Origin of the sequence: Pseudotamlana agarivorans (genome assembly GCF_018860245.1) — a bacterium.
GTDB lineage: Bacteria > Bacteroidota > Bacteroidia > Flavobacteriales > Flavobacteriaceae > Pseudotamlana > Pseudotamlana agarivorans_A.
The window spans coordinates 75,052-95,665 of record NZ_JAHKPD010000011.1 but is presented as its reverse complement, the minus strand read 5'-3'; the positions used below and the strand labels follow the sequence as shown (position 1 = coordinate 95,665).

Genomic DNA, 20,614 nt, shown 5'->3' with positions numbered 1-20,614 from the left:
TGGGGCTTTTTGCCGTCTATAAACGAATGTTACTTGTTATAAATGTTGTTCCAATAACCAAGAGTAAACCGCTTCATTATTATAAGTTTCCGTCCAACTGTCATGTTTAGCATCGGGGTAGATGGTGAGTTTTGTTTTAGAGTTTAGCTTTTTTAGAGTCTTATAAGCTTCTTTGGTTTGTTCAACGGGAACCACAGCGTCTTCTTCGCCATGAAAAAACCATACGGGTAGGTTTTTAGCCCATTTAATGTAAATCATAGGAATGTCTGCTGCACAAACCGAAAGCATCGCAGCATAAGTATTAGGATGGTTTACAGCCATACGCCAAATGCCATCACCACCACGACTAAGCCCCGTTAAATAAATGCGTTTTTTATCTATAGGTAAAGAGTCCGCTAATTTCATGACCATTTGATGAATTTGACGATCATTCCATAGGCCCTTTTTATTTGGATTTAAAGGCGCAAAAACATAAAAAGGAAAATCCTTGCCTTCATTTAGACGTTTCGGAATCCCATGTTTTTTTACGATGTTTAGATCGCTATCACTGTTAGCACCACCGTGTAATGAAACAACTAATGGATACTGTTCTTTTTTTTCAGTTGGTGTGTATAAGAGGTATTGGTAGCTTTCTTGAGTGTTAGCTTCCATTGTATATGTCTGAAGTTGCGCAAAGCTTTTTCCAATAGAAAATAGAGTTAATATTAAGAATAGCGATTTATATTTCATGAATTGTAGAGCTTCTGTATTACGACCGATTAAATTACTAATTTTAACTTGAATTGTATGCTTTTTAGGCAGATTCTTATGGTAAGAATAATTGTTCTGTTGATTATTTTTATTGAAGTCAGAGTTAAAAACGCGAACTAGCGCGAAGAATGTTGTACTAAAGTTATTTCGTATTTAACCTACGTCAAAGGATTTTAAAAGGTGAACGAGAAACTACAATTTTTACTTAAAGTTAATTAGTAAATGTGCATTCAATCTGTGGAAATCAGTGTAATTTGTGTCTGAAATAAAAATGGTTTCCTAGTGTATTTTGACAACCTTTTAATGCATAAAAAAAAGCCTCAACAAAATTTGTTAAGGCTTTAAGATATTATACTCAAGTCTTTTTATCCGTTCATAGAAATTAAAAACTCTTCATTGTTTTTTGTTTGTTTAAAGCGTTCGTTAATAAACTCCATGGCTTCAACAGGGTTCATATCCGCAAGGTATTTGCGCATTACCCACATGCGTTGTACCGTAGTATCATCTAATAAAATATCATCACGACGAGTACTTGAAGAAGTTAAATCGATAGCAGGGAAAATTCTACGGTTAGAAATTTTTCTATCTAACTGAAGTTCCATGTTACCTGTTCCTTTAAACTCTTCAAAAATCACCTCGTCCATTTTAGAACCTGTTTCTGTCAGGGCTGTTGCAATAATGGTTAATGAACCACCATTTTCAATATTACGAGCCGCACCAAAGAAACGTTTTGGTTTATGTAAGGCGTTGGCATCTACACCACCACTTAATATTTTTCCAGAAGCGGGTTGTACCGTATTGTATGCACGTGCTAAACGTGTGATAGAATCTAATAAAATAACTACATCATGGCCACATTCCACCAAACGTTTTGCTTTTTCAAGTACGATGTTCGCAATTTTAACGTGTTCATGCGCTTCCTTGTCGAACGTAGAAGCAATAACCTCACCGCGTACGTTACGTTGCATGTCTGTTACCTCCTCAGGACGTTCATCAATAAGTAAAATCATTTGGTAAACCTCAGGGTGATTTGCTGCAATTGCATTGGCAACATCCTTTAGTAACATGGTTTTACCAGTTTTAGGTTGCGAAACTATCATACCACGTTGTCCTTTACCTATTGGTGCAAACAAATCCATGATTCGCGTTGAAATCGTACTTTGTTTTTCAGCAAGATTAAATTTTTCTTGAGGAAATAAAGGGGTTAAGTGTTCAAAAGATACACGGTCTCTTACAACATTTGGGCTTTGTCCATTAATTTGACTCACTTTAATTAGTGGGAAATATTTTTCACCTTCTTTTGGCGGACGCACATGTCCTAAAACTGTATCTCCAGTTTTTAAACCAAATAATCTTATTTGAGATTGAGACACATAAATATCATCAGGGGATGATAAATAGTTGTAATCAGAAGAACGTAAAAAACCATAACCATCTTGCATGATGTCTAAAACACCTTCACTTTCAATAATAGCATCAAATTCGAAATCAGGCTCACGGTAACGGTTTCTGTTATCTTTATTGCCTTTATCAACGTTACCATTTTTTTGGTTGCGTTGCTGATTTTTATTTTGATTATTCTGATTGTTTTGTGGTCTTGGGTTTGGTTTTTTCGGACCCTCGTTTTGAGTTTTTGTTTTAGGAGCGTTGTCCTTTTTAGGAGCTTCCTTTTGTGGTTGTGCTTTTTTGGGCGCCTCTACTTGTGAAGTTTCTGGTTTAGGAGCTTCAACTTTAGCCGGTGCATTAACAGTTTGATCTTCTGTTTTTGGAGCTGTATTTCTAGCAGGTTTTTGAACACGCTGTCTAGGTTTTCTTGGAGCAGGTTTAGCTGCTACTTTAGTTTCTTTTTCTTCTGTTGCCTTAGCTGGTTCAATTGATTCTGAAGGAGCCACTGCAGCTTTAACTGCTTTAGGATCTGCAGCTTGCTGATCTAGTATTTGGTATACTAAATCTAATTTTTTTAAAGAACGAAACTTTGGAACGTTCAGTTTTTTTGCAATCTCCTGTAAATCAGCGAGTTTTTTTTCTTTTAATTGTGAAATTTCAAACATTGATGTTTAATTGAATATGTTGATTTGAACACTAACTTGAGTAATTCTGAAAAATATGAGTTTATTCTGAAGATTTAATCGCTTGTATTTGCGACTGTTGAGAATTATTACTGCAATTATACGACTTTATTTTATTTTTTTGCATTAATTCTGTTATTTTTGCGATCTAGTTTTATAAAATCAAATGATACAACGCATCCAAACCATTTACCTCATTTTAGCAGCAATCGTTTCAGGTGGCTTAATTTTTGCGTTTGAATTATGGACAACTCCAGAAGGTGTAAAAGTTTATGCTAACAATACCACTTACGAGTATATTGCCTTTTTAACTTCTGCTTTGTTTTCTATTGTATCTATTTTGCGTTACAAAAATAGGAAGTCACAATTTATGTTGGGACGACTTAACATCATATTAAACTTTTTTTTATTAGGATTTTTTGTGTATTTATCTCTAAATCTATCTGGAGAAACGGCGGTTTCTGAGAAAGGTATTGGGATGCTTCTCCCTGTTGTTTCTATCGTGTTTTTGGCTTTAGCCAATAAGGCCATCAAGAAGGATGAAGATCTCGTAAAATCTGTAGATCGATTACGTTAAACCTAACATCTTAGTAGTATTAGTGCGTAAACCCAAGGTGAAGATCTTGGGTTTTTTTATGCCTTGATTTTAGGTGTTAGAATTTGAGTTATAACTTAGATTCCAGAATAGAGTGCTATGCTTTTTTAGGACCTCATTTTTTTATTGGCTTCACAAAGCGCAATAATTTCTTCAATTCTTTTTTGTTTTGTGGCTTCGCGTTTGGCACTATCCAAATAGCTGAGGTATGATTTTCTATAGCTTTTAGAGAAATTATTGAAATTTTCGAAAGCGATTGGGGTTTTATCAAATGCCTTTTGCAAGGCTTCAGGAATAATGCCATTTTCAACAGCATCCATAGCGGTCCAAGTTCCTGTTTTCTTAGCTATTTCAATAGTTTTGTACCCCGCTTCTTGCATTAAATTTTTAGCGATTAAATCTTCTACATACTTTTTGTTAACTGCACTCCAATTACTATTCGCTTTTCGAAGGGAGAAATATTGCCTGCGTTTTCCATTTCCCAAACTTTGTACTTTAGAGTCTATCCAACCAAAGCATAAAGCGACTTTCACAGCTTCTTCCCACCGCATTGTTGGTATATTAGTTTCAAGTTTATAAAAGATTAAGTAAACACTTGCTTCTTTATTATGGTTTTTAAGAAGCCAGTTGTACCAATCGGTGTCTCGTTCAAAATGCAGTTCGATAGGATCTACCATAGTTAGATCTTTTTTGAATTCACATAAAAATCTTGGTCTAATCCAAAAGTTGAAATGTTATGGTCACTTTTTAAAGTTTTCCATTCCGTATTGGGATAAATCCATTGTTTGGCATTATTAATTTTCACCTGTAGTGGCATGTCAAAATCAGCGACAACATTGTTCCAACGGTATTTTAGAGTGTCATTTGAAATTGCATATTCTAAACTAGGAATTTTTATGGTTCTTAAATACTGATTAAAAAAAGCGGTTAAATCTATGCCTGAATTTGTACTTATATAATTTTCTATTTGTTCTGTAGTGACCGTTTGGTGATAGAATGTTTTGTTCATTCCAACTAGTATTTTGCGCCACTTTTCATCATCTTCAATTAGCTGCCTTAATGTGTGAAGCATATTAGCTCCTTTATAATACATATCACCCGAACCTTCATTGTTTACGTTATAATGTCCAATAATAGGCTTATCATTTAAAATGTTCCTTCTGGTGCCTATAACGTATTCTGAAGCTGCCTTTTTTCCGTAGTAATAATCTAAAAACAAACTTTCAGAGTAGGCTGTGAAGCTCTCGTGAATCCACATATCTGCAATATCCTTATTCGTAATGTTGTTCGCAAACCATTCGTGACCTGACTCATGTATGATTATAAAATCAAACTTTAATCCCCAGCCCGTACCAGATAAATCACTTCCTAAATAGCCCTGTTGGTAATTGTTACCGTAGGTTACCGAACTTTGATGTTCCATACCTAAATATGGAGCTTCAACCAACTTATAACCATCTTCATAAAAAGGGTAGGGACCAAACCAATGTTCGAAAGCTTTCATCATTTTTGGAGCATCTTTAAAATGAATTTTAGCTTTTTCTAAATGGTCCCTAAGCACGTAGTAATCCATATCTAGCTTGCCGTTCAAACCATCATATACTTCAGAGAAGTGAACATAATCTGCAATGTTTACATTTACTCCGTAATTGTTAATTGGGTTTTCAACAAACCAAGAATAAGTTTTAGAATCGCCATGTTCTTCTATATTTCTAAGTCTTCCATTTGAAACATCCATCAGTTTTTTAGGGACATTAACACTAATAAGCATGCTATCCACTTCGTCGTACATATGATCTTTGCAAGGCCACCAAACGCTAGCGCCTAAGCCTTGGCAAGATGTAGCCACAAAATCATTACGGTTTTTGTCCTTCTTCCATGTAAAACCACCATCCCAAGGCGCACGTACAGCTTTTTTTGGATGGCCTTCATAAAAAACATCTAGGCTTTGTACACTTCCAACTTTTTGCTCGTCTTTTAAAGTGATAAAATGGGCATTTCCTTCATTTTTAAGGTTTAATAGCTTCCCGTTTTGTGTTACTTGGGTGATTTTTAATGGGGGTTGTAAATCGATTTGTAAGACTTGATCGTTCTTTAAAACTTTGTATTGAATAGTGTTTTTACCTGAAATAAACTGAGTCTCAGGTTCTACTTTGATATCTAAATGATAATAAGTTAAATCCCACCATGAACGTTCGGGTGTTATACTACCTCTTAAGGTATCTTGCCTTGAAAAACTATGATTTTCTGAAAATAAACTTTGCGCTTCCGCGGAAGAAAAAGCAACAATCGAAAATATAAAAATTAGGAATAACGAGTAGCGATTCATCATGAAGAATATATGGAATATGAGTTGTTAAAAATAACGAAAATAAAAACGCCTCGAAATTTATTTCCGAAGCATTTTTGTAAATGGAGTTAGTCACTAATTTAAAATACTTATAATTTTTTTAAAAGCAATATTTATTTTCTTTAATTACTTTTCCTGCAATAATGTTTCTTAATTCTACAATATTGGGCATGTTTACGTATTTAATATAGCGTTTTAATCCCATAAGCATCATACGTTGTTCATCACCGCTAGAAAATGAAATAATGGAATGTTTTCCAGCTGTTTCAATGATATCAATAGCGTGAAATAAATTAAGTTGTGCCATAGCTATTTGTTCTTTAACGGCGTCTTTGCCATTTTTATTGGCCATTTTTTCTGCACGTAAAATTGCAGATTCAGCTAAGTAAACTTGAATTAAAATATCTGAAGCGGCTAGCATGAGTTGCTGCTGTTGCTCAATTTTTTCACCATATTTTTGAAGCGCAGCACCTGCCACCATCATGAATAATTTTTTCAAATTTTTAATGATGTTTTTTTCTTCAGAAAACAATTCAGAAAAATCAGGAGTTTCAAATGAAGGTATACCCATCAATTCTTCTTGTACCGCTGTGGCTGGGGTTAAGAGGTCAACGTGGCCTTTCATTGCTTTTTTAATCAGCATACCTATAGAGAGCATGCGGTTTATTTCATTGGTACCCTCGTAAATTCTTGAAATTCTTGCATCTCGCCAAGCGGATTCAATTGGGGTGTCCTCAGAAAAGCCCATGCCTCCAAAAATTTGAATGCCTTCGTCTGTACATTTCTGTGTAAACTCTGAAACCGCTACCTTAAGAATAGAGCATTCTATAGCATATTCTTCAACGCCTTTAAGTTCAGCCTCTTGGTGCGTGTCTTTACCGTTATTTTTTCTCATTTCAATACGGTCTTCAATATTTTTTGCAGCGCGATAACTTGCAGATTCGCCCACCCAACAGTTGGTGGCCATTTCGGCAAATTTTTGACGCATAGCTCCAAAGCTAGAAATTGGTACATTAAATTGAACACGGTCGTTGGCATATTTTACAGATTCTGTAATCACACGGCGTTGGGCATCTAAACAAGCAGCTGCTAATTTTATACGACCCACATTTAAAGCATTCATAGCTATTTTAAAACCGTTGCCTCTAGTAGATAGCATGTTTTCAACAGGCACTACAGTATCGTTGTAAAATACTTGACGTGTTGAAGAGGCGCGAATTCCTAGCTTATGTTCTTCTTCGCCAAGAGTGATGCCGTTAGGATTTTCGGGGTCGTACTCGACAATAAATCCAGTGATGTTTTTATCGTCTTCAATACGTGCAAAAACGATCATTAAACTACAGAAACCAGCATTTGAAATCCACATTTTCTGACCTGTAATTTTATATGATTTACCATCTTCGGAAAGTACTGCTTTGGTTTTTCCAGAATTAGCATCACTACCCGCACTAGGTTCGGTTAAACAATAAGCGCCAAACCATTCCCCTGAAGCTAATTTTGGCACATACTTTTGTTTTTGTTCTTCAGTTCCATATAAGGTAATTGGTAAGGTTCCAATACCTGTGTGTGCACCAAAAGCGGTACTGAATGAACCTGTTGCTCCAGAAATATAGTCGCAAACCAACATGGTGTCTACAAAGCCAAGCCCCATACCTCCATATTCTTCAGGAACAGAAATACTTAAAAAACCAAGTTCGGCTGCTTTACGCATACAGGATTCGGTTAAGGCATAGTCTTTTTGTTCAAATTGTGGTTTTTTAGGCCAAACCTCACGATCTATAAATTCGGTCACAGCTTCTTTCATCATGAGCTGATCTTCATTAAAGTCTTCAGGAGTGAAAATATCTTCGCAATCAATTTCTTTTACTAAGAATTGGCCGCCACGTAAAATGTCTTTTTCCATAATATAGCCCCCTCTAACTCCCCCAAAAGGGGAGCATTGTTACGGGGTGATTTTTAGTTATACAATATTTATTTAGTTTTTTAAAGCTCTGTTAAGTCGAGTTATTTAATTGGTGTTTGCGTTTTTTGTTCCTCCCCTTCGGGTAGGTAAGGAGGGACGTCTATTTCAAAAACTCAAAAATCCCGCAAGCACCTTGGCCTGTTCCTACGCACATGGTTACGGCTCCGTACTTACCGCTCATGTTACGTTTTCGCATTTCATCAAATAATTGCACAGAAAGTTTAGCTCCAGTGCAGCCTAGCGGATGGCCTAAGGCAATAGCACCACCATTCACATTAACTATATCTGGGTTGAGTTTTAACTCTCGTATTACGGCAAGTGCTTGTGAAGCAAAGGCTTCGTTTAGTTCGATAAGTTCTAAATCTGATTGTTGTAAGCCTGCTTGTTTTAACGCTTTAGGAATCGCTTTTACGGGACCAATACCCATAATGCGTGGTTCAACTCCAGCAGCAGCATAGTTTACTAAGCGTGCAATAGGTTCTAGATTAAGTTCTTTAACCAGATCTTCGCTCATAACCATAACAAAAGCTGCACCATCACTCATTTGTGATGAGTTTCCAGCCGTTACACTTCCGCCTTGAGCGAAAACAGCACGTAATTTAGCTAAGGCTTCTTTGCTAGTTCCTGCACGCGGACCTTCATCTTTAGTCACAGTATATGACTTTGTGGCTTTTTTTCCGTTTGAATCAATATATGTTTCATTAACATCAATGGGTACAATTTGATCTTGAAAACGATTTTCGGCTTGAGCCTTTAAGGCTTTCATATGGGAATTATAGGCAAAATCATCTTGGTCTTCACGAGAAACTTTAAACTGATTTGCTACTGCTTCAGCGGTGTTTCCCATGCCCCAATAATAGTCTTCGTGGCCTGCTTTTACAATATCATAATTAAGCTCAGGTTTATAACCTGTCATTGGAACAGCGCTCATGCTTTCGGCACCACCAGCAATTATGCAATCGGCCATACCCGATTGAATTTTAGCCGTAGCAATACCTATAGTTTCTATTCCAGAAGAACAAAAACGATTTACGGTAACTCCAGGCACCTCGACAGAATTTAACCCCATTAATGAAATTAAACGTGCCATATTGAGACCTTGAGAACCTTCTGGCATCGCATTACCAACAATAACATCGTCTATACGATCTTTGTCTAGTTGCGGAAGTTCTTTCATCATATGCTGAATCGTTTCAGCAGCTAATTCATCGGTACGTTTAAATCGGAAAACACCTTTAGGCGCTTTACCAACTGCAGTTCTGTATGCTTTTACTATATATGCTTGTTTCATATTAGCCCCCTAGCCCCCGAAGGGGGAATACCTATTAGGGGTCAATAGGATTTTATTTGTTATTTTTTTGTTTTCTAACCATGTTTATGTACCTAGTTTTTCCGGTACCCCGTTCCCTATGTGGGGGATAGGGGGGGCTTAGTTTCTAAGTGGTTTCCCTGTTTTTAGCATGTGCTGAATGCGTTCTAAGGTTTTACGTTCGGTACATAAACTCAAAAAGGCTTCACGTTCTAAATCCAATAAATATTGTTCTGAAACCAGAGTAGGCTCCGATAAATCGCCTCCAGCCATAACGTAGGCTAATTTGTTTGCAATTTTCTGATCGTGTTCGCTTATAAAATTAGCCGCTTCCATAGAGTCTGTGCCAACTAAAAACATACCTAAAGCTTGTTTGCCAAGCACTTTCACATCGTTACGTTTTACGGGCATAGTGTAACCGGCATCTGCCAAAATTCTAGCATGTGCCTTTGCGGTTGCAATTTGCCTGTCTCTATTTGGAACAACAATATCTTTTCCTTTTTGAAGAATGCCTAGATCGAAAGCTTCATAAGCCGACGTAGCGACCTTTGCCATACCAATAGTTAGAAAGTATTCTTGTAAAATATTCAATTGTACATCACCTTTTCTAAAGGTATCTGATGCGCGTAAGGCCATTTCTTTTGAGCCAGCACCGCCAGGAATCACACCAACACCAAATTCTACTAATCCGATATAAGTTTCGGCTGCGGCAACGACTTTATCGGCATGCATGGATAACTCACAAGCACCACCTAAGGACATGCCGTGTGGGGCTGAAACTGTAGGGATAGACGAATAACGCATGCGCATCATGGTGTCTTGGAAATATTTTATCGCACCATTTAATTCGTCGTATTCCTGTTCCACGGCCATCATGAAAATCATGCCAATGTTAGCGCCAACAGAGAAATTAGCACCTTGGTTTCCTATAACGAGTCCGTCAAAATCTTTTTCAGCAAGATCTACCGCTTTATTAAGTCCCGCAAGAACATCGCCACCAATAGTGTTCATTTTAGATTGGAATTCACAGTTAAGAATGCCGTCACCTAAATCTTCAATAACAACGCCTGAATTTTTAAAGACTTCATGAGATTTTCTAATATTATCTAAAATAATGAAGGCATCTTGACCTGGTACTTTTTGCTGAGATTTAGAAGGTATGTTATAAAAATATGAAGCACCTTCTTTCACAGAGTAAAAAGAAGTATTTCCTGAAACGACCATGTCGTTTATCCATTCGGCAGGGGCTAAACCTTCAGCTTTTATAAGCTCTAAGCCTTTTTCAAATCCTATAGCATCCCATATTTGGAAAGGACCATGTTCCCAACCAAATCCTGCTTTCATAGCATCATCTATTTTATATAAATCATCTGAAATTTCAGGAATTCTTTGCGATACATAAGCAAATAGCGCCGCAAATGTTTTTCGGTAAAATTCACCAGCTTTATCTTTGCCCGACACTAAAACTTTAAAGCGATCAATAACTTTATCGATAGGTTTTGTAAGTTCTAAGGTTCCAAAATTGGCTCGTTTTTTTGAGCGAAACTCAAGTGTATTTAAGTCTAAAGATAGAATTTCTTTTTTGCCGTCACCTGAAACTTGTTTTTTGTAAAAACCTTGTCCAGTTTTGCTTCCTAACCATTTTTTTTCCATCATGGTGTTGATGAAATCTGGCAGTTTAAATAACGCTAATTGTTCGTCGTTTTTACAATTTTCAGCAATACCATTTGCTACATGAACTAAAGTGTCCAAACCTACAACATCAACCGTTCTAAAGGTTGCCGATTTCGGTCGGCCAATCACAGGTCCTGTTAATTTATCAACTTCTTCAATGGTTAAATTCATGTCTTTTACAGTATGGAATAAACTCATAATGCTGAAAATACCAATGCGGTTTCCAATAAAGGCTGGCGTATCCTTTGCTATTACTGAAGTTTTTCCAAGGAATTGCTCTCCATAACTATTTAAGAACTCGATTACCGAAGCATCGGTTTTAGGCCCTGGAATGATTTCAAATAATTTTAAGTACCGTGCTGGGTTAAAAAAGTGTGTTCCGCAGAAATGCTTTTGAAAGTCTTCACTTCGACCCTCACTCATAAATTTTATAGGGATTCCAGAGGTATTACTGGTAATAAGTGTTCCGGGAGTTCTATGTTTTTCAAGTTTTTCAAAAACTTGTTTTTTGATATCTAGCCTTTCAATAACCACTTCCATAATCCAATCGACCTTGGCAACTTTGGCCATGTCGTCTTCTATATTTCCTGTGGTGATTCTATTAGCAAAACTCTTATGATAAAGCGGAGCCGGTTTCGATTTTATTGAAGCGGCTAGTGCCTCGTTTACCAACCTGTTTCTAACAACTTTATCTTCTAAAGTTAAGCCTTGTGCTTTTTCTTTTTCATTAAGGTCCCTTGGGATAATATCTAATAATAGCACTTCAACGCCAATATTAGCGAAATGACATGCAATGCCGCTACCCATGATACCAGAGCCAATTATGGCTATCTTTTTTATTCTTCGTTTGCTCATTTTAGTTTAGCTATTGGGTTATTTGTAGATTTTTTTATTGCAAACCATATTGTTAATAATCTCTGCAACTTCGTAGAAATGGTTTAGTTGTTCTTCTGTAACCTCTTTTCTTATGGCTTCATTAAAAGTTAAAACTTTTTCTCTGGAGAAGTCTCTTTTTTCTAATCCGAAATCGGTGAGGGTTATAATTACGCCACGACCATCGTCTGGATTAGGTTTTCTGGCTATGAGTCCTTTCGTTTCCATAGATTTTAAAATACGGGATAAACTTGTTGCTTCCATACCCATTTTTGGGCCTAAAGAGGTGGACGGCGTACCTTTATCGGGATCTATACTGAGTAAAGTAAACCCAGTTGCCATAGTGCTTTCAATCTTAGCAGCTTCTTCATTATACATCTTTTGAACCGTTAACCAGGTCGTTCTTAATATATAATCAATGGTCTTATCTTTCATGTTTTATGAATGTAATTTTCTCAAATATAGGAAAATTTATTATGCACGCATAATAAAAAACATAAAAATAAGCCGTCTTGGTAATGGGTTGATTTATAACTTCTTATTGCCTTAAGTTATTTGTTGGGTCTATAAATTTGTTCTATAAGATCATGGTACATTTCCTTAATAACCGATCTACGCATTTTCATGGTTGGCGTAAGGTGCTGTGATTTTATAGACCAAACATCAGGGGTTAATTTAAAGGCTTTTATTTGTTCCCATTTACCAAATTTTTCATTGCATTGGGCTATTTCAATTTGAATTCGTTCTTGTATAATTTCAGAACTAGCTATGGAAGCATTAGTCTTTTCAAGATTAATGTTTTTCCTGTCAATCCATTCATAAATAAATTCAAAGTTAGGCTGTATCAAGGCGGCAGGCATTTTTTCACCTTCGCCAATGACCATAATTTGTTCTATAAAACGGGATTGCTTTAAATCGTTCTCTAGTAATGTTGGAATTACATATTTTCCTCCAGAGGTTTTAAACATTTCTTTTTTACGGCCAGTAATTTTTAAAAATCCTTCGCTGTCTATCTCCCCCTTATCACCAGTATGAAAAAAATCGCCGGTCATTACGCTTTTAGTTTTTTCAGGGTCCTTATAGTAACCCAGCATGACGTTAGGGCCTTTTATTAAAATTTCGCCATCTTCAGCAATTTTAACTTCAACATTTTTAATAGGTTTTCCAACGGTACCTATTTTAAACATTTTATCGGCATATTTTCCAACAGATATTACGGGTGATGTTTCTGTGAGTCCGTAACCTTCCATGATTTGCATACCAGCAGCACAAAATATTCTGGCTAATCGCGGTTGTAAAGCGGCGCTGCCAGAAACCATGGTAGATAACTCAGCACCTAAAGCTTCTCGCCATTTGCTAAAAATCAATTTATTAGCAATGCTTAGCTTGAATTCATACCATGCCCCGTTTTGTTTATAAGGCTCCCAGATTTCACCTAAACTCACAGCCCAAAAGAACAGAGCTTTTTTAACGCCTGTAAGTTCTGTGCCTTTTGCAATGATTTTGTCGTATACCTTTTCTAATAGTCGCGGCACAACACTCATTAGGTTAGGTTTTATTTCTTTGGCATTATCGGCTATTTTATCAAGGCTTTCGGCGTAATAAATAGAGGTTCCTGTGTGCTGATAGACATAAATTAGTAATCGCTCGAAAATATGACAAATAGGCAAAAAGCTCAAAATTCTAGTTTCCCCTTCTTTTAAAGGAACTCTTGGTATGCTGTCTAATACATTACTAGTGATATTCCAGTGTGAAAGCATCACACCTTTAGGCTTTCCTGTAGTTCCAGAAGTATAAATTATGGTCGCTAAATCGTTAGGTTTAACCGCATCTTTCCTGATTTTAACTTCGTTTTGATTCGAGTTGTCTTTACCGAGTTCTAAAAGTTCGGAGTAATGTTTGCAACCTTTTATATGATCAAAAGAGTATACTTCCTTTAATTGTGTTTGGTCTAAAACTTTCTTAACTTTTTCTAAAACTTCTTCATCTGAAACAAAGCAGTACACCGATTCACTATGGTTAAGAATGTAAGCATAGTCTTCAGCTGAAATAGTTGGGTAAATAGGGACGTTTTGCGCACCGATTTGTAAAACCCCAATGTCTAAAATATTCCATTCTGTTCTGTTTGAAGATGAAATGACTGCAATTTTATCATCCTTATTTATGCCTAACTTTAATAACGCCCGACTTATGGCATTAGATTTATCAACGTATTCTTGAGTAGATGTTTTTATCCATTCGCCATTGTATTTGGTGACCAAGGCAGAATCTGTTGGTTTGTTTTCAAGTTGGTAATAAGGAAAATCAAATAATCTTGTGATTTCAGTCATATTAATAGTTCTAGAATAGTGTGGTGTCTTGCAAAGTATGAAATTAAATAAGATTTTCAAATAAGAGTTAAAAAGTTTAGATAAACAATTGTTAAGTATTTAAAAAACCGAAAACTTGTTACAAAAGGCGATTTGACTTTATTTTTATCAATACATCAACAATTCACTCAAAAACATGACAATTTGTTTCAAAACGGAATTAAAGCCTTCAGTTTTGTAGGTAAAACTTACAGAAGCATAAAGAAAGTGAGATGGTTTATTGCGACTTCAAACGTTTTCGTGCTTTTAAAAAAGAAGGTTTAGACGTAAACTGACAAATGTCATCTTATATCTTTTCATGTGAGTTTATCTTTGTAAGCATATTACAGTAAAGGAATTATATTCAAAAATTAATATAAACAACATGGAAGTAAAACAATTTAAAAACGGAATTTGGACTAAGGAAATAAATGTTAGGGATTTTGTATTTCAAAACATTACACCTTACCATGGTACTTACGAATTTTTAGTTGGACCTAGTGAAAAGACTAAGAATTTATGGGAAGTTTGTAAAGTTGCCACTCAAGAGGAACGTCAAAGAAACGGGGTTCGTGCTGTAGATACTGAAACCATTTCAACAGTTAGCGCTTTTGAAGCGGGATATATAGATAAAGAAAATGAAGTAATTGTTGGTTTACAAACCGATGAGTTATTAAAAAGAGCTATGAAACCTTTTGGAGGTTTTAAAGTGGTTCAAAAAGCTTTACAAGAACAAGGTGTTAAACCTAATGATAATTTAACCGAGTTATTTTCTAAATATGTGAAAACCCATAATGATGGTGTTTTTGATGCTTATAATGCTGAAATTAGAAAATTCCGTTCTTTAGGATTTTTAACTGGATTACCAGATAACTATGCTAGAGGTAGAATTATTGGTGATTACCGTCGTGTGGCTTTATACGGAATTAACGCGTTAATTGAAGCTAAGAAAGTAGATTTAGAGCACATCACTGGACCAATGACAGAATCTGTTATTCGTTTACGTGAAGAGGTGTCTTCTCAAATTAAAGCTTTAAACGAAATTCTTGAATTAGGAGCTAAATATGATTTAGAATTGGGTCGTCCAGCTGAAACCGCGAAAGAAGCAGTACAGTGGACTTATATGGCTTATTTAGCAGCTGTAAAAGAACAAGATGGTGCAGCGATGTCTTTAGGTAACACGTCTACATTCTTAGATGTTTATATTGAAAATGACTTAAAAGCAGGGTTAATTACTGAGGAAGAAGCTCAAGAGTTTATCGATCAATTCGTAATGAAATTACGTATGGTACGTCACTTGAGAATGTCTGCTTACGATGAAATTTTCGCTGGAGATCCAACTTGGGTAACAGAAGCTATTGGTGGTATGTTTGAAGATGGAAGAACGAAAGTAACAAAAACGTCTTTCCGTTTCTTAAACACACTGTACAACCTAGGGCCATCACCAGAGCCTAATATGACCATTTTATGGTCTCAAGAGTTACCACAAAACTTCAAAGATTACTGTGCTAAAGTAGCGATCGATACGTCTTCAATTCAGTTTGAAAATGATAACCTAATGAGAGCGCAACGTGGTTCTGATGATTACGGAATTGCTTGTTGTGTATCTTACCAAAGTTTAGGGAAATCTATCCAGTTCTTTGGAGCACGTACCAACTTAGCTAAAACATTATTATTAGCGGTTAACGGTGGTCGTTGTGAAAATACTGGTAAAATCATGGTTGATGGTATTGAAGCTTGCGATTGTGAATACTTAGATTTCGATAAAGTCATGGTTAACTTTAAAGTGGCTATGAAAGAAGTGGCAAGAGTTTACAATGATTCGATGAACATTATTCACTACATGCACGACAAATACTATTATGAAAAAGCTCAAATGGCTTTAATCGATACCAACCCAGGCATCAATATTGCTTATGGTATCGCAGGATTATCTATTGTAGCCGATTCACTTTCAGCAATTAAATATGCTAAAGTAAAACCAATAAGAAATGAAGAAGGTTTAACTGTAGATTTCAAAATTGAAGGTGAGTTTCCTAAATATGGTAATGATGATGATCGTGTTGATACGTTAGCTGCAAATGCGGTGGCAGATTTCAACAATGAGCTTAAACAATTACCGGTTTATAAAGATGCAGAACCAACAATGTCTGTATTAACGATAACATCAAACGTGTCTTACGGTAAGAAAACCGGAGCTACACCAGATGGTAGAGCAAGTGGCGTGCCTTTTGCTCCTGGTGCAAACCCAATGCACGGACGTGATTGTAACGGGGCTATTGCTTCTTTAAACTCAGTGTCTAAAATCGATTATAAAGATTCGTTAGATGGTATTTCAAATACCTTCTCAATGGTTCCTAAATCATTAGGATCAGATGAAGCTGATAGAATTGATAATTTGGCTACAATAATAGATGGTTATTTCAGTAGAAATGCACAACATTTAAATGTAAATGTATTGGATAGAGAAATGTTAATGGATGCTATGGAGCGCCCAGAAGACTATCCTCAATTAACCATTCGTGTATCTGGTTATGCTGTAAATTTTGTGAGATTAACAAGAGAACAACAACTAGAAGTGATTACACGTTCGTTCCACGAATCCATGTAGAGTTTTATTTATATTTTGAAAAACACCTGAAAATGAAGTATAAAAACTGTATTTTTCAGGTGTTTATTTTTTAATCTAAACCTTATACGCTATTAAAAATCAAGACGACATATTATACGTACATTCTTTAGAATCTTTTGGAACACATGATGGTCCTGGAATTCGTTTCGTAGTTTTTTTGCAAGGTTGTAAATTGAAATGTTTGTATTGTCATAATCCAGATACTATTGAAACGGCCGGAGGTAAACCTTATGAGGTTGAAGAATTAGTTGAAATGGTTTTAAAAGTGAAGCCATACTTTGGGAAAAAAGGTGGTGTTACCGTTTCTGGTGGCGAACCCCTATTACAATCTAAAGCCTTAGTGCCTTTTTTTAAAAGACTGAAAGCGGAAGGTATTCATACAAATATTGATACCAACGGACGCATTCTAAATAATTTTTCAAAATCGCTTTTAGATGATTATGCCGATTTGGTGATGTTGGATATAAAAAGCATGACTGAAGAAGGGTACGAAGCTATTACAGGGCAGCGTAATATGCAAACTGCTTTAACTTTTGCGAAACATCGTGAAGACTCAGGAAAAGCCATGTGGTTGAGGTATGTTTTAATTCCGGGGATGACAAATCAACCTGAATTACTTCATGCACTTGGTGAGCATTTTAAAGATTTTAAGACGATTGAAAAAATTGAAATTCAGCCTTACCATAAATTAGGAATCCACAAGTGGGAAGCCCTAGGTTGGGATTACGAATTGAAAGATGCTCGTGAAAATACACCAGGAGAAATTCGGGAAGCGGTGTCTATCTTAGAAAATTATTTCAAAGAGGTTAAAGTGAACTAGATTATTTATAGACATAAATGTATCAGTGAATAAAAAGCGATTTGCAATGAAGCAAATCGCTTTCTTTGTTTTCATATAAAACAAATAATTTTATAAGATTGAACTACAAAGACAATCTGTGAAGAAAAGCGTTTTTTTCTAAAAGTAATTGGGTTTGCTGATAATTATCAGCTAATTTTTTATGTTCCAAAGCTACCTTTACTTTCGTTAAAAAATTAATAGATGAGTAGCTACAAAAAAATGCACAAGCCGGCAACTGAGTTTTCCAGCAGATCCGAATATTTGGATCATGAATTGCAAATCATGAAACCTAGACGATTTAAATTAAATCTTCCTGGACGGGATTTTAGATTTGAATGGGAAGATTTGGTTCCAGCATTAGCAGGTACTTTAGGGATAATAGCCATGTATTCGTCTGTTATGATGGCTTGGGCGGAAGGATTAACCGAAGCCTGGGATCACGTTACATTGGGTAAAGAATTTGCCATTGAAGTATCGCGAGTAGAAATGCTTATCCCAGCTTTACTTTTTGTGATTTTGGCTTCTGGGTTTTTTAACCCACGAGCAAACTTAGCAGGAAACCACGGTCCAATGATTCCGTTAATTGCAACCATTGCATTAATGGGGGCACATCCGCTTGCATTAGCTATATTAATAGGAGTTTTTGGTTTGCTACTCAGTTTCTTTAAAGGAGGGTCTAAACTGGTTAACTTAACTAGTAAGGGGGTAGCTGGCGGATTACTCATTTTTCTCGGTTTTACTGGGGCAATGGGACAAATAGGTACGATACAAACCTGGAGTAGTAGCTTGAGTTCCGATACAATAGCTCTTGGTTCTATGGGTTTTTTAGGTTTAATAATACTAGGTGTAACAGTACTTGTTTATAGTTACTTAGCGCGCATTGGAAAGCGATGGTTGTCTATTCCAGTTTGTGCGATTGTGGCATTGCTAATTGCTTTAATAGGCGGTGCAGGTTTCGATTTGCAGTTTACCACCGAAATGGGCATACCAAATTTAAACCCGATGTATTGGTGGGGTAGTACAGATGAAGGGTGGATGCTTGGATTGCCTAACGCGCAGCACTTTATTGCATCTTTACCTTTTGCTATATTGGCTGTAGCGATGTGGTCTCCAGATTTTTTAGGGCATCGAATTTTTCAAGAAATGAATTACCCTAAAAAAACAGAAAAAGTATTAATGGATGTAGATGATACCATGACAATGTGTTCTTTCCGACAAATGGTAGGAACAGCAGTTGGGGGAGGAAACATTACCTCGTCCTGGGGAACTTATATAATTCCTGCTGCTATAGCGAAACGACCTATACCTGCGGGAGCAATTTTATTAGGTATTATGGTAATGGCTGTAGCTATATTAGGGTCTCCTATGGATGTTGCAGTATGGCCACCAGTACGTTCTATCGCTTTACTAGTTGGCGTGTTTTTACCAATGATTGAAGCTGGAATAGAAATGATAAAAAAGAGTTCTGCCTCTCAGGCAGCTGGTATATGTGTTTTCACGGCAATGGTTACAAATCCTGTGTTGGCCTGGGCTTTAGCCATGTTTTTAGACAACAATGGATTAATAGGAGATAAAGAGCGTCCAAAAACTTTATCTGTGGTAGATAGGTTAGTCATACCATTAGCTATTCTCATCATATGTATAGTTGCTATGCTGGCCGTTGGAATGCTTTATCCTAAATATGCAATACCTGCATTCTTATAAAGTGAATTTATAATAATATTGTTTTTGCCAAGGGCTCAAAATTTTAAGTAGAGCCTTTTTTACTTTTATTCTTTAATAACCCGGAAAGTTTCAATTTTATCTTGATCCATAAGTTTTATAATGTAAACCCCATTGGGTAAACTGGAGAGATTAATACCTGTGTTTTTTGTGCCTTGTTTTACCATTTTTCCAGCATAATCAAACACTAAAAAATTATAATTTTTAAATGATAGGTTTTTAATATTTACAACATCCCTTGTAGGGTTTGGGTAGGCATATGGTTTGACTGTAAATTTTGCCAATGTAGCCGGTTTGTTTTCAGCTTGGATCTGCGATTTTTGCTCTTGGATTAGCACTTGGTCGCAAGCATATTCAAGAAGCTCTTCGATATCATGTCTGTCATGAGTTTTTTCATAACCAAGGGTTTCCGCTTTTTGTAGGTATTCACAAGCCAAGTCATAATTTTCTAAATCGTAATAAATCTCACCAAGATTTCTATAAGCAAAAGCGTTGTTTTTGTTAATTTTCAAGGCTTCTTCCAGATCGGTTATGCCTTTATCAGTTTCGCCTAGTTTATGGTATAAATAACCGCGAGTAGTATGTAAATCGCGTTCATACGAGGTACCCATGCTTAACCTATGGATGTTATCCTCGTTTTTAAAAGCGGTATTCACGAAGGCCATGGCTTTTTCATATTCACCCAAATCGGTATAGGCCACTGATAAACTCCAATTGGCAAATGAATGTCCTGGCACCATTTTTACGGCCTTGTTAAGGAACGGGATACCTAATCGATAAGATTGAATTTGAACTAAATAATTGCCCAAGTTGTAATACAGTCTACTTTCTTTGGGGGAAGCATTAATCGCTTTAAGCCTGTAATGAATGGTGTAATTTTCCATTTCATAATCTTGGTAGATTGAAGCCAGATTATCATACATGCCACCCATGATCTTTTCAGGAACATTCTTAATCTTAGAGATTTTTTCTAAATTGTGCTTAATTTGATTAAAATCGTGTAAAGCCAACGTGTTATTGTCGAAGTAGCGTCTAATCTTTGCGCGACTATATCTTGTTTTTAAATCGTTGGGATTAGTCTTTATTTTATTACTATCGTCTATTAATTTGGCATGATACTTTTGTACCTTTTCCTTATTTTTTGTTGTTAACTCTATTTTATGATCTGTTCTTTTAAGTAAGTGTCCATCATCGAATACCCAGGTTGTTAAGGTTTCACCAAACTTATTAAATTTATAGGCTGTGCCCTGATAACGCCCGTTTTTGAAATAGAAGCACTCATCGGGTTCACCAGATTTATAGTAGGTTTTTATGCTGTCAATCCTTTTGTTTTCCCTGTAAAATCTTTCTATAGAAACGACGCTATCTTTATAAAAGAAACGTTTTACGTGTTTTTCAGAACTATTCTTGTTTTGAGCAGAAATGTTTACCATTGAAACCAAAACAAATAAAGCAATGCATAGTTTTTTCATACTGCGAAAAATACGT

General features: G+C 36.0%; 14 protein-coding genes. 4 read left to right on the top strand and 10 right to left on the bottom strand.

The window, feature by feature from the left end; genetic code table 11:
* Positions 1-36 precede the first annotated feature (36 nt).
* A complete protein-coding gene (locus tag KO493_RS05260) occupies positions 37-651 on the bottom strand; it encodes a prolyl oligopeptidase family serine peptidase (RefSeq protein ID WP_216066900.1) in 615 nt (204 codons plus the stop codon).
* Between the two features lie 464 nt (positions 652-1,115).
* Entirely contained in the window at positions 1,116-2,801 is a 1,686-nt protein-coding gene (gene rho, locus KO493_RS05255) for a transcription termination factor Rho (protein WP_216066899.1), read from the bottom strand.
* A 184-nt stretch (positions 2,802-2,985) separates the two neighbouring features.
* Here rho and KO493_RS05250 point away from each other — a divergent pair, with 184 nt between their 5' ends.
* Positions 2,986-3,396 (top strand): DUF4293 domain-containing protein, encoded by a 411-nt coding sequence (locus KO493_RS05250; protein WP_216066898.1) that lies wholly within the window; start codon positions 2,986-2,988, stop codon positions 3,394-3,396.
* Positions 3,397-3,521: 125 nt separating this feature from the next.
* On the opposite strand, the gene KO493_RS05245 is transcribed toward KO493_RS05250, so the two are convergent.
* From KO493_RS05245 to KO493_RS05215, 7 genes are all read right to left on the bottom strand, one after another.
* The gene (locus tag KO493_RS05245; protein ID WP_216066897.1) at positions 3,522-4,091 is read right to left on the bottom strand and encodes a YdeI/OmpD-associated family protein; all 570 of its coding nucleotides are present in this window, start codon (positions 4,089-4,091) and stop codon (positions 3,522-3,524) included.
* A 2-nt stretch (positions 4,092-4,093) separates the two neighbouring features.
* Complete coding sequence (locus KO493_RS05240; RefSeq protein ID WP_216066896.1) at positions 4,094-5,746, bottom strand: M1 family metallopeptidase; 1,653 nt, start codon at positions 5,744-5,746, stop codon at positions 4,094-4,096.
* A gap of 118 nt (positions 5,747-5,864) precedes the next feature.
* Positions 5,865-7,667 (bottom strand): acyl-CoA dehydrogenase family protein, encoded by a 1,803-nt coding sequence (locus KO493_RS05235; protein WP_216066895.1) that lies wholly within the window; start codon positions 7,665-7,667, stop codon positions 5,865-5,867.
* Between the two features lie 160 nt (positions 7,668-7,827).
* On the bottom strand, positions 7,828-9,018 hold the full coding sequence (locus KO493_RS05230) for an acetyl-CoA C-acyltransferase (protein WP_216066894.1): 1,191 nt from the start codon (positions 9,016-9,018) through the stop codon (positions 7,828-7,830).
* A 138-nt stretch (positions 9,019-9,156) separates the two neighbouring features.
* Entirely contained in the window at positions 9,157-11,565 is a 2,409-nt protein-coding gene (locus tag KO493_RS05225) for a 3-hydroxyacyl-CoA dehydrogenase/enoyl-CoA hydratase family protein (protein ID WP_216066893.1), read from the bottom strand.
* Positions 11,566-11,583: 18 nt separating this feature from the next.
* Positions 11,584-12,018 carry a MarR family winged helix-turn-helix transcriptional regulator gene (locus KO493_RS05220; RefSeq protein WP_216066892.1) on the bottom strand — a complete coding sequence of 145 codons (435 nt, stop codon included), beginning with the start codon at positions 12,016-12,018 and terminating at the stop codon, positions 11,584-11,586.
* 116 nt (positions 12,019-12,134) lie between these two features.
* Entirely contained in the window at positions 12,135-13,913 is a 1,779-nt protein-coding gene (locus KO493_RS05215; RefSeq protein ID WP_216066891.1) for an AMP-dependent synthetase/ligase, read from the bottom strand.
* Positions 13,914-14,316: 403 nt separating this feature from the next.
* Between KO493_RS05215 and pflB the strand changes: the two genes are divergently transcribed.
* The 3 genes from pflB to KO493_RS05200 all read left to right on the top strand — a co-directional run bounded on the left by pflB (position 14,317) and on the right by KO493_RS05200 (position 19,108).
* Positions 14,317-16,542, top strand: coding sequence for a formate C-acetyltransferase (gene pflB / locus KO493_RS05210; RefSeq protein ID WP_216066890.1), 2,226 nt, complete (start codon positions 14,317-14,319; stop codon positions 16,540-16,542).
* 91 nt (positions 16,543-16,633) lie between these two features.
* Positions 16,634-17,383 carry a pyruvate formate-lyase-activating protein gene (gene pflA / locus KO493_RS05205; RefSeq protein WP_354667424.1) on the top strand — a complete coding sequence of 250 codons (750 nt, stop codon included), beginning with the start codon at positions 16,634-16,636 and terminating at the stop codon, positions 17,381-17,383.
* Positions 17,384-17,605: 222 nt separating this feature from the next.
* Positions 17,606-19,108 carry a DUF3360 family protein gene (locus tag KO493_RS05200; protein ID WP_216066889.1) on the top strand — a complete coding sequence of 501 codons (1,503 nt, stop codon included), beginning with the start codon at positions 17,606-17,608 and terminating at the stop codon, positions 19,106-19,108.
* 65 nt (positions 19,109-19,173) lie between these two features.
* On the opposite strand, the gene KO493_RS05195 is transcribed toward KO493_RS05200, so the two are convergent.
* Positions 19,174-20,598 (bottom strand): T9SS type A sorting domain-containing protein, encoded by a 1,425-nt coding sequence (locus tag KO493_RS05195; protein WP_216066888.1) that lies wholly within the window; start codon positions 20,596-20,598, stop codon positions 19,174-19,176.
* Positions 20,599-20,614 lie beyond the last annotated feature (16 nt).

Excerpts from the sequence above, each read along its gene's own strand:
- KO493_RS05215 (WP_216066891.1), bottom strand. The coding sequence starts at position 13,913 with ATGACTGAAATCACAAGATTATTTGATTTTCCTTATTACCAACTTGAA.
- KO493_RS05220 (WP_216066892.1), bottom strand. The coding sequence starts at position 12,018 with ATGAAAGATAAGACCATTGATTATATATTAAGAACGACCTGGTTAACG.
- KO493_RS05250 (WP_216066898.1), top strand. The coding sequence starts at position 2,986 with ATGATACAACGCATCCAAACCATTTACCTCATTTTAGCAGCAATCGTT.
- KO493_RS05235 (WP_216066895.1), bottom strand. The coding sequence starts at position 7,667 with ATGGAAAAAGACATTTTACGTGGCGGCCAATTCTTAGTAAAAGAAATT.
- rho (WP_216066899.1), bottom strand. The coding sequence starts at position 2,801 with ATGTTTGAAATTTCACAATTAAAAGAAAAAAAACTCGCTGATTTACAG.
- KO493_RS05195 (WP_216066888.1), bottom strand. The coding sequence starts at position 20,598 with ATGAAAAAACTATGCATTGCTTTATTTGTTTTGGTTTCAATGGTAAAC.
- KO493_RS05245 (WP_216066897.1), bottom strand. The coding sequence starts at position 4,091 with ATGGTAGATCCTATCGAACTGCATTTTGAACGAGACACCGATTGGTAC.
- pflB (WP_216066890.1), top strand. The coding sequence starts at position 14,317 with ATGGAAGTAAAACAATTTAAAAACGGAATTTGGACTAAGGAAATAAAT.
- KO493_RS05200 (WP_216066889.1), top strand. The coding sequence starts at position 17,606 with ATGAGTAGCTACAAAAAAATGCACAAGCCGGCAACTGAGTTTTCCAGC.
- KO493_RS05260 (WP_216066900.1), bottom strand. The coding sequence starts at position 651 with ATGGAAGCTAACACTCAAGAAAGCTACCAATACCTCTTATACACACCA.
- KO493_RS05240 (WP_216066896.1), bottom strand. The coding sequence starts at position 5,746 with ATGATGAATCGCTACTCGTTATTCCTAATTTTTATATTTTCGATTGTT.
- KO493_RS05230 (WP_216066894.1), bottom strand. The coding sequence starts at position 9,018 with ATGAAACAAGCATATATAGTAAAAGCATACAGAACTGCAGTTGGTAAA.
- KO493_RS05225 (WP_216066893.1), bottom strand. The coding sequence starts at position 11,565 with ATGAGCAAACGAAGAATAAAAAAGATAGCCATAATTGGCTCTGGTATC.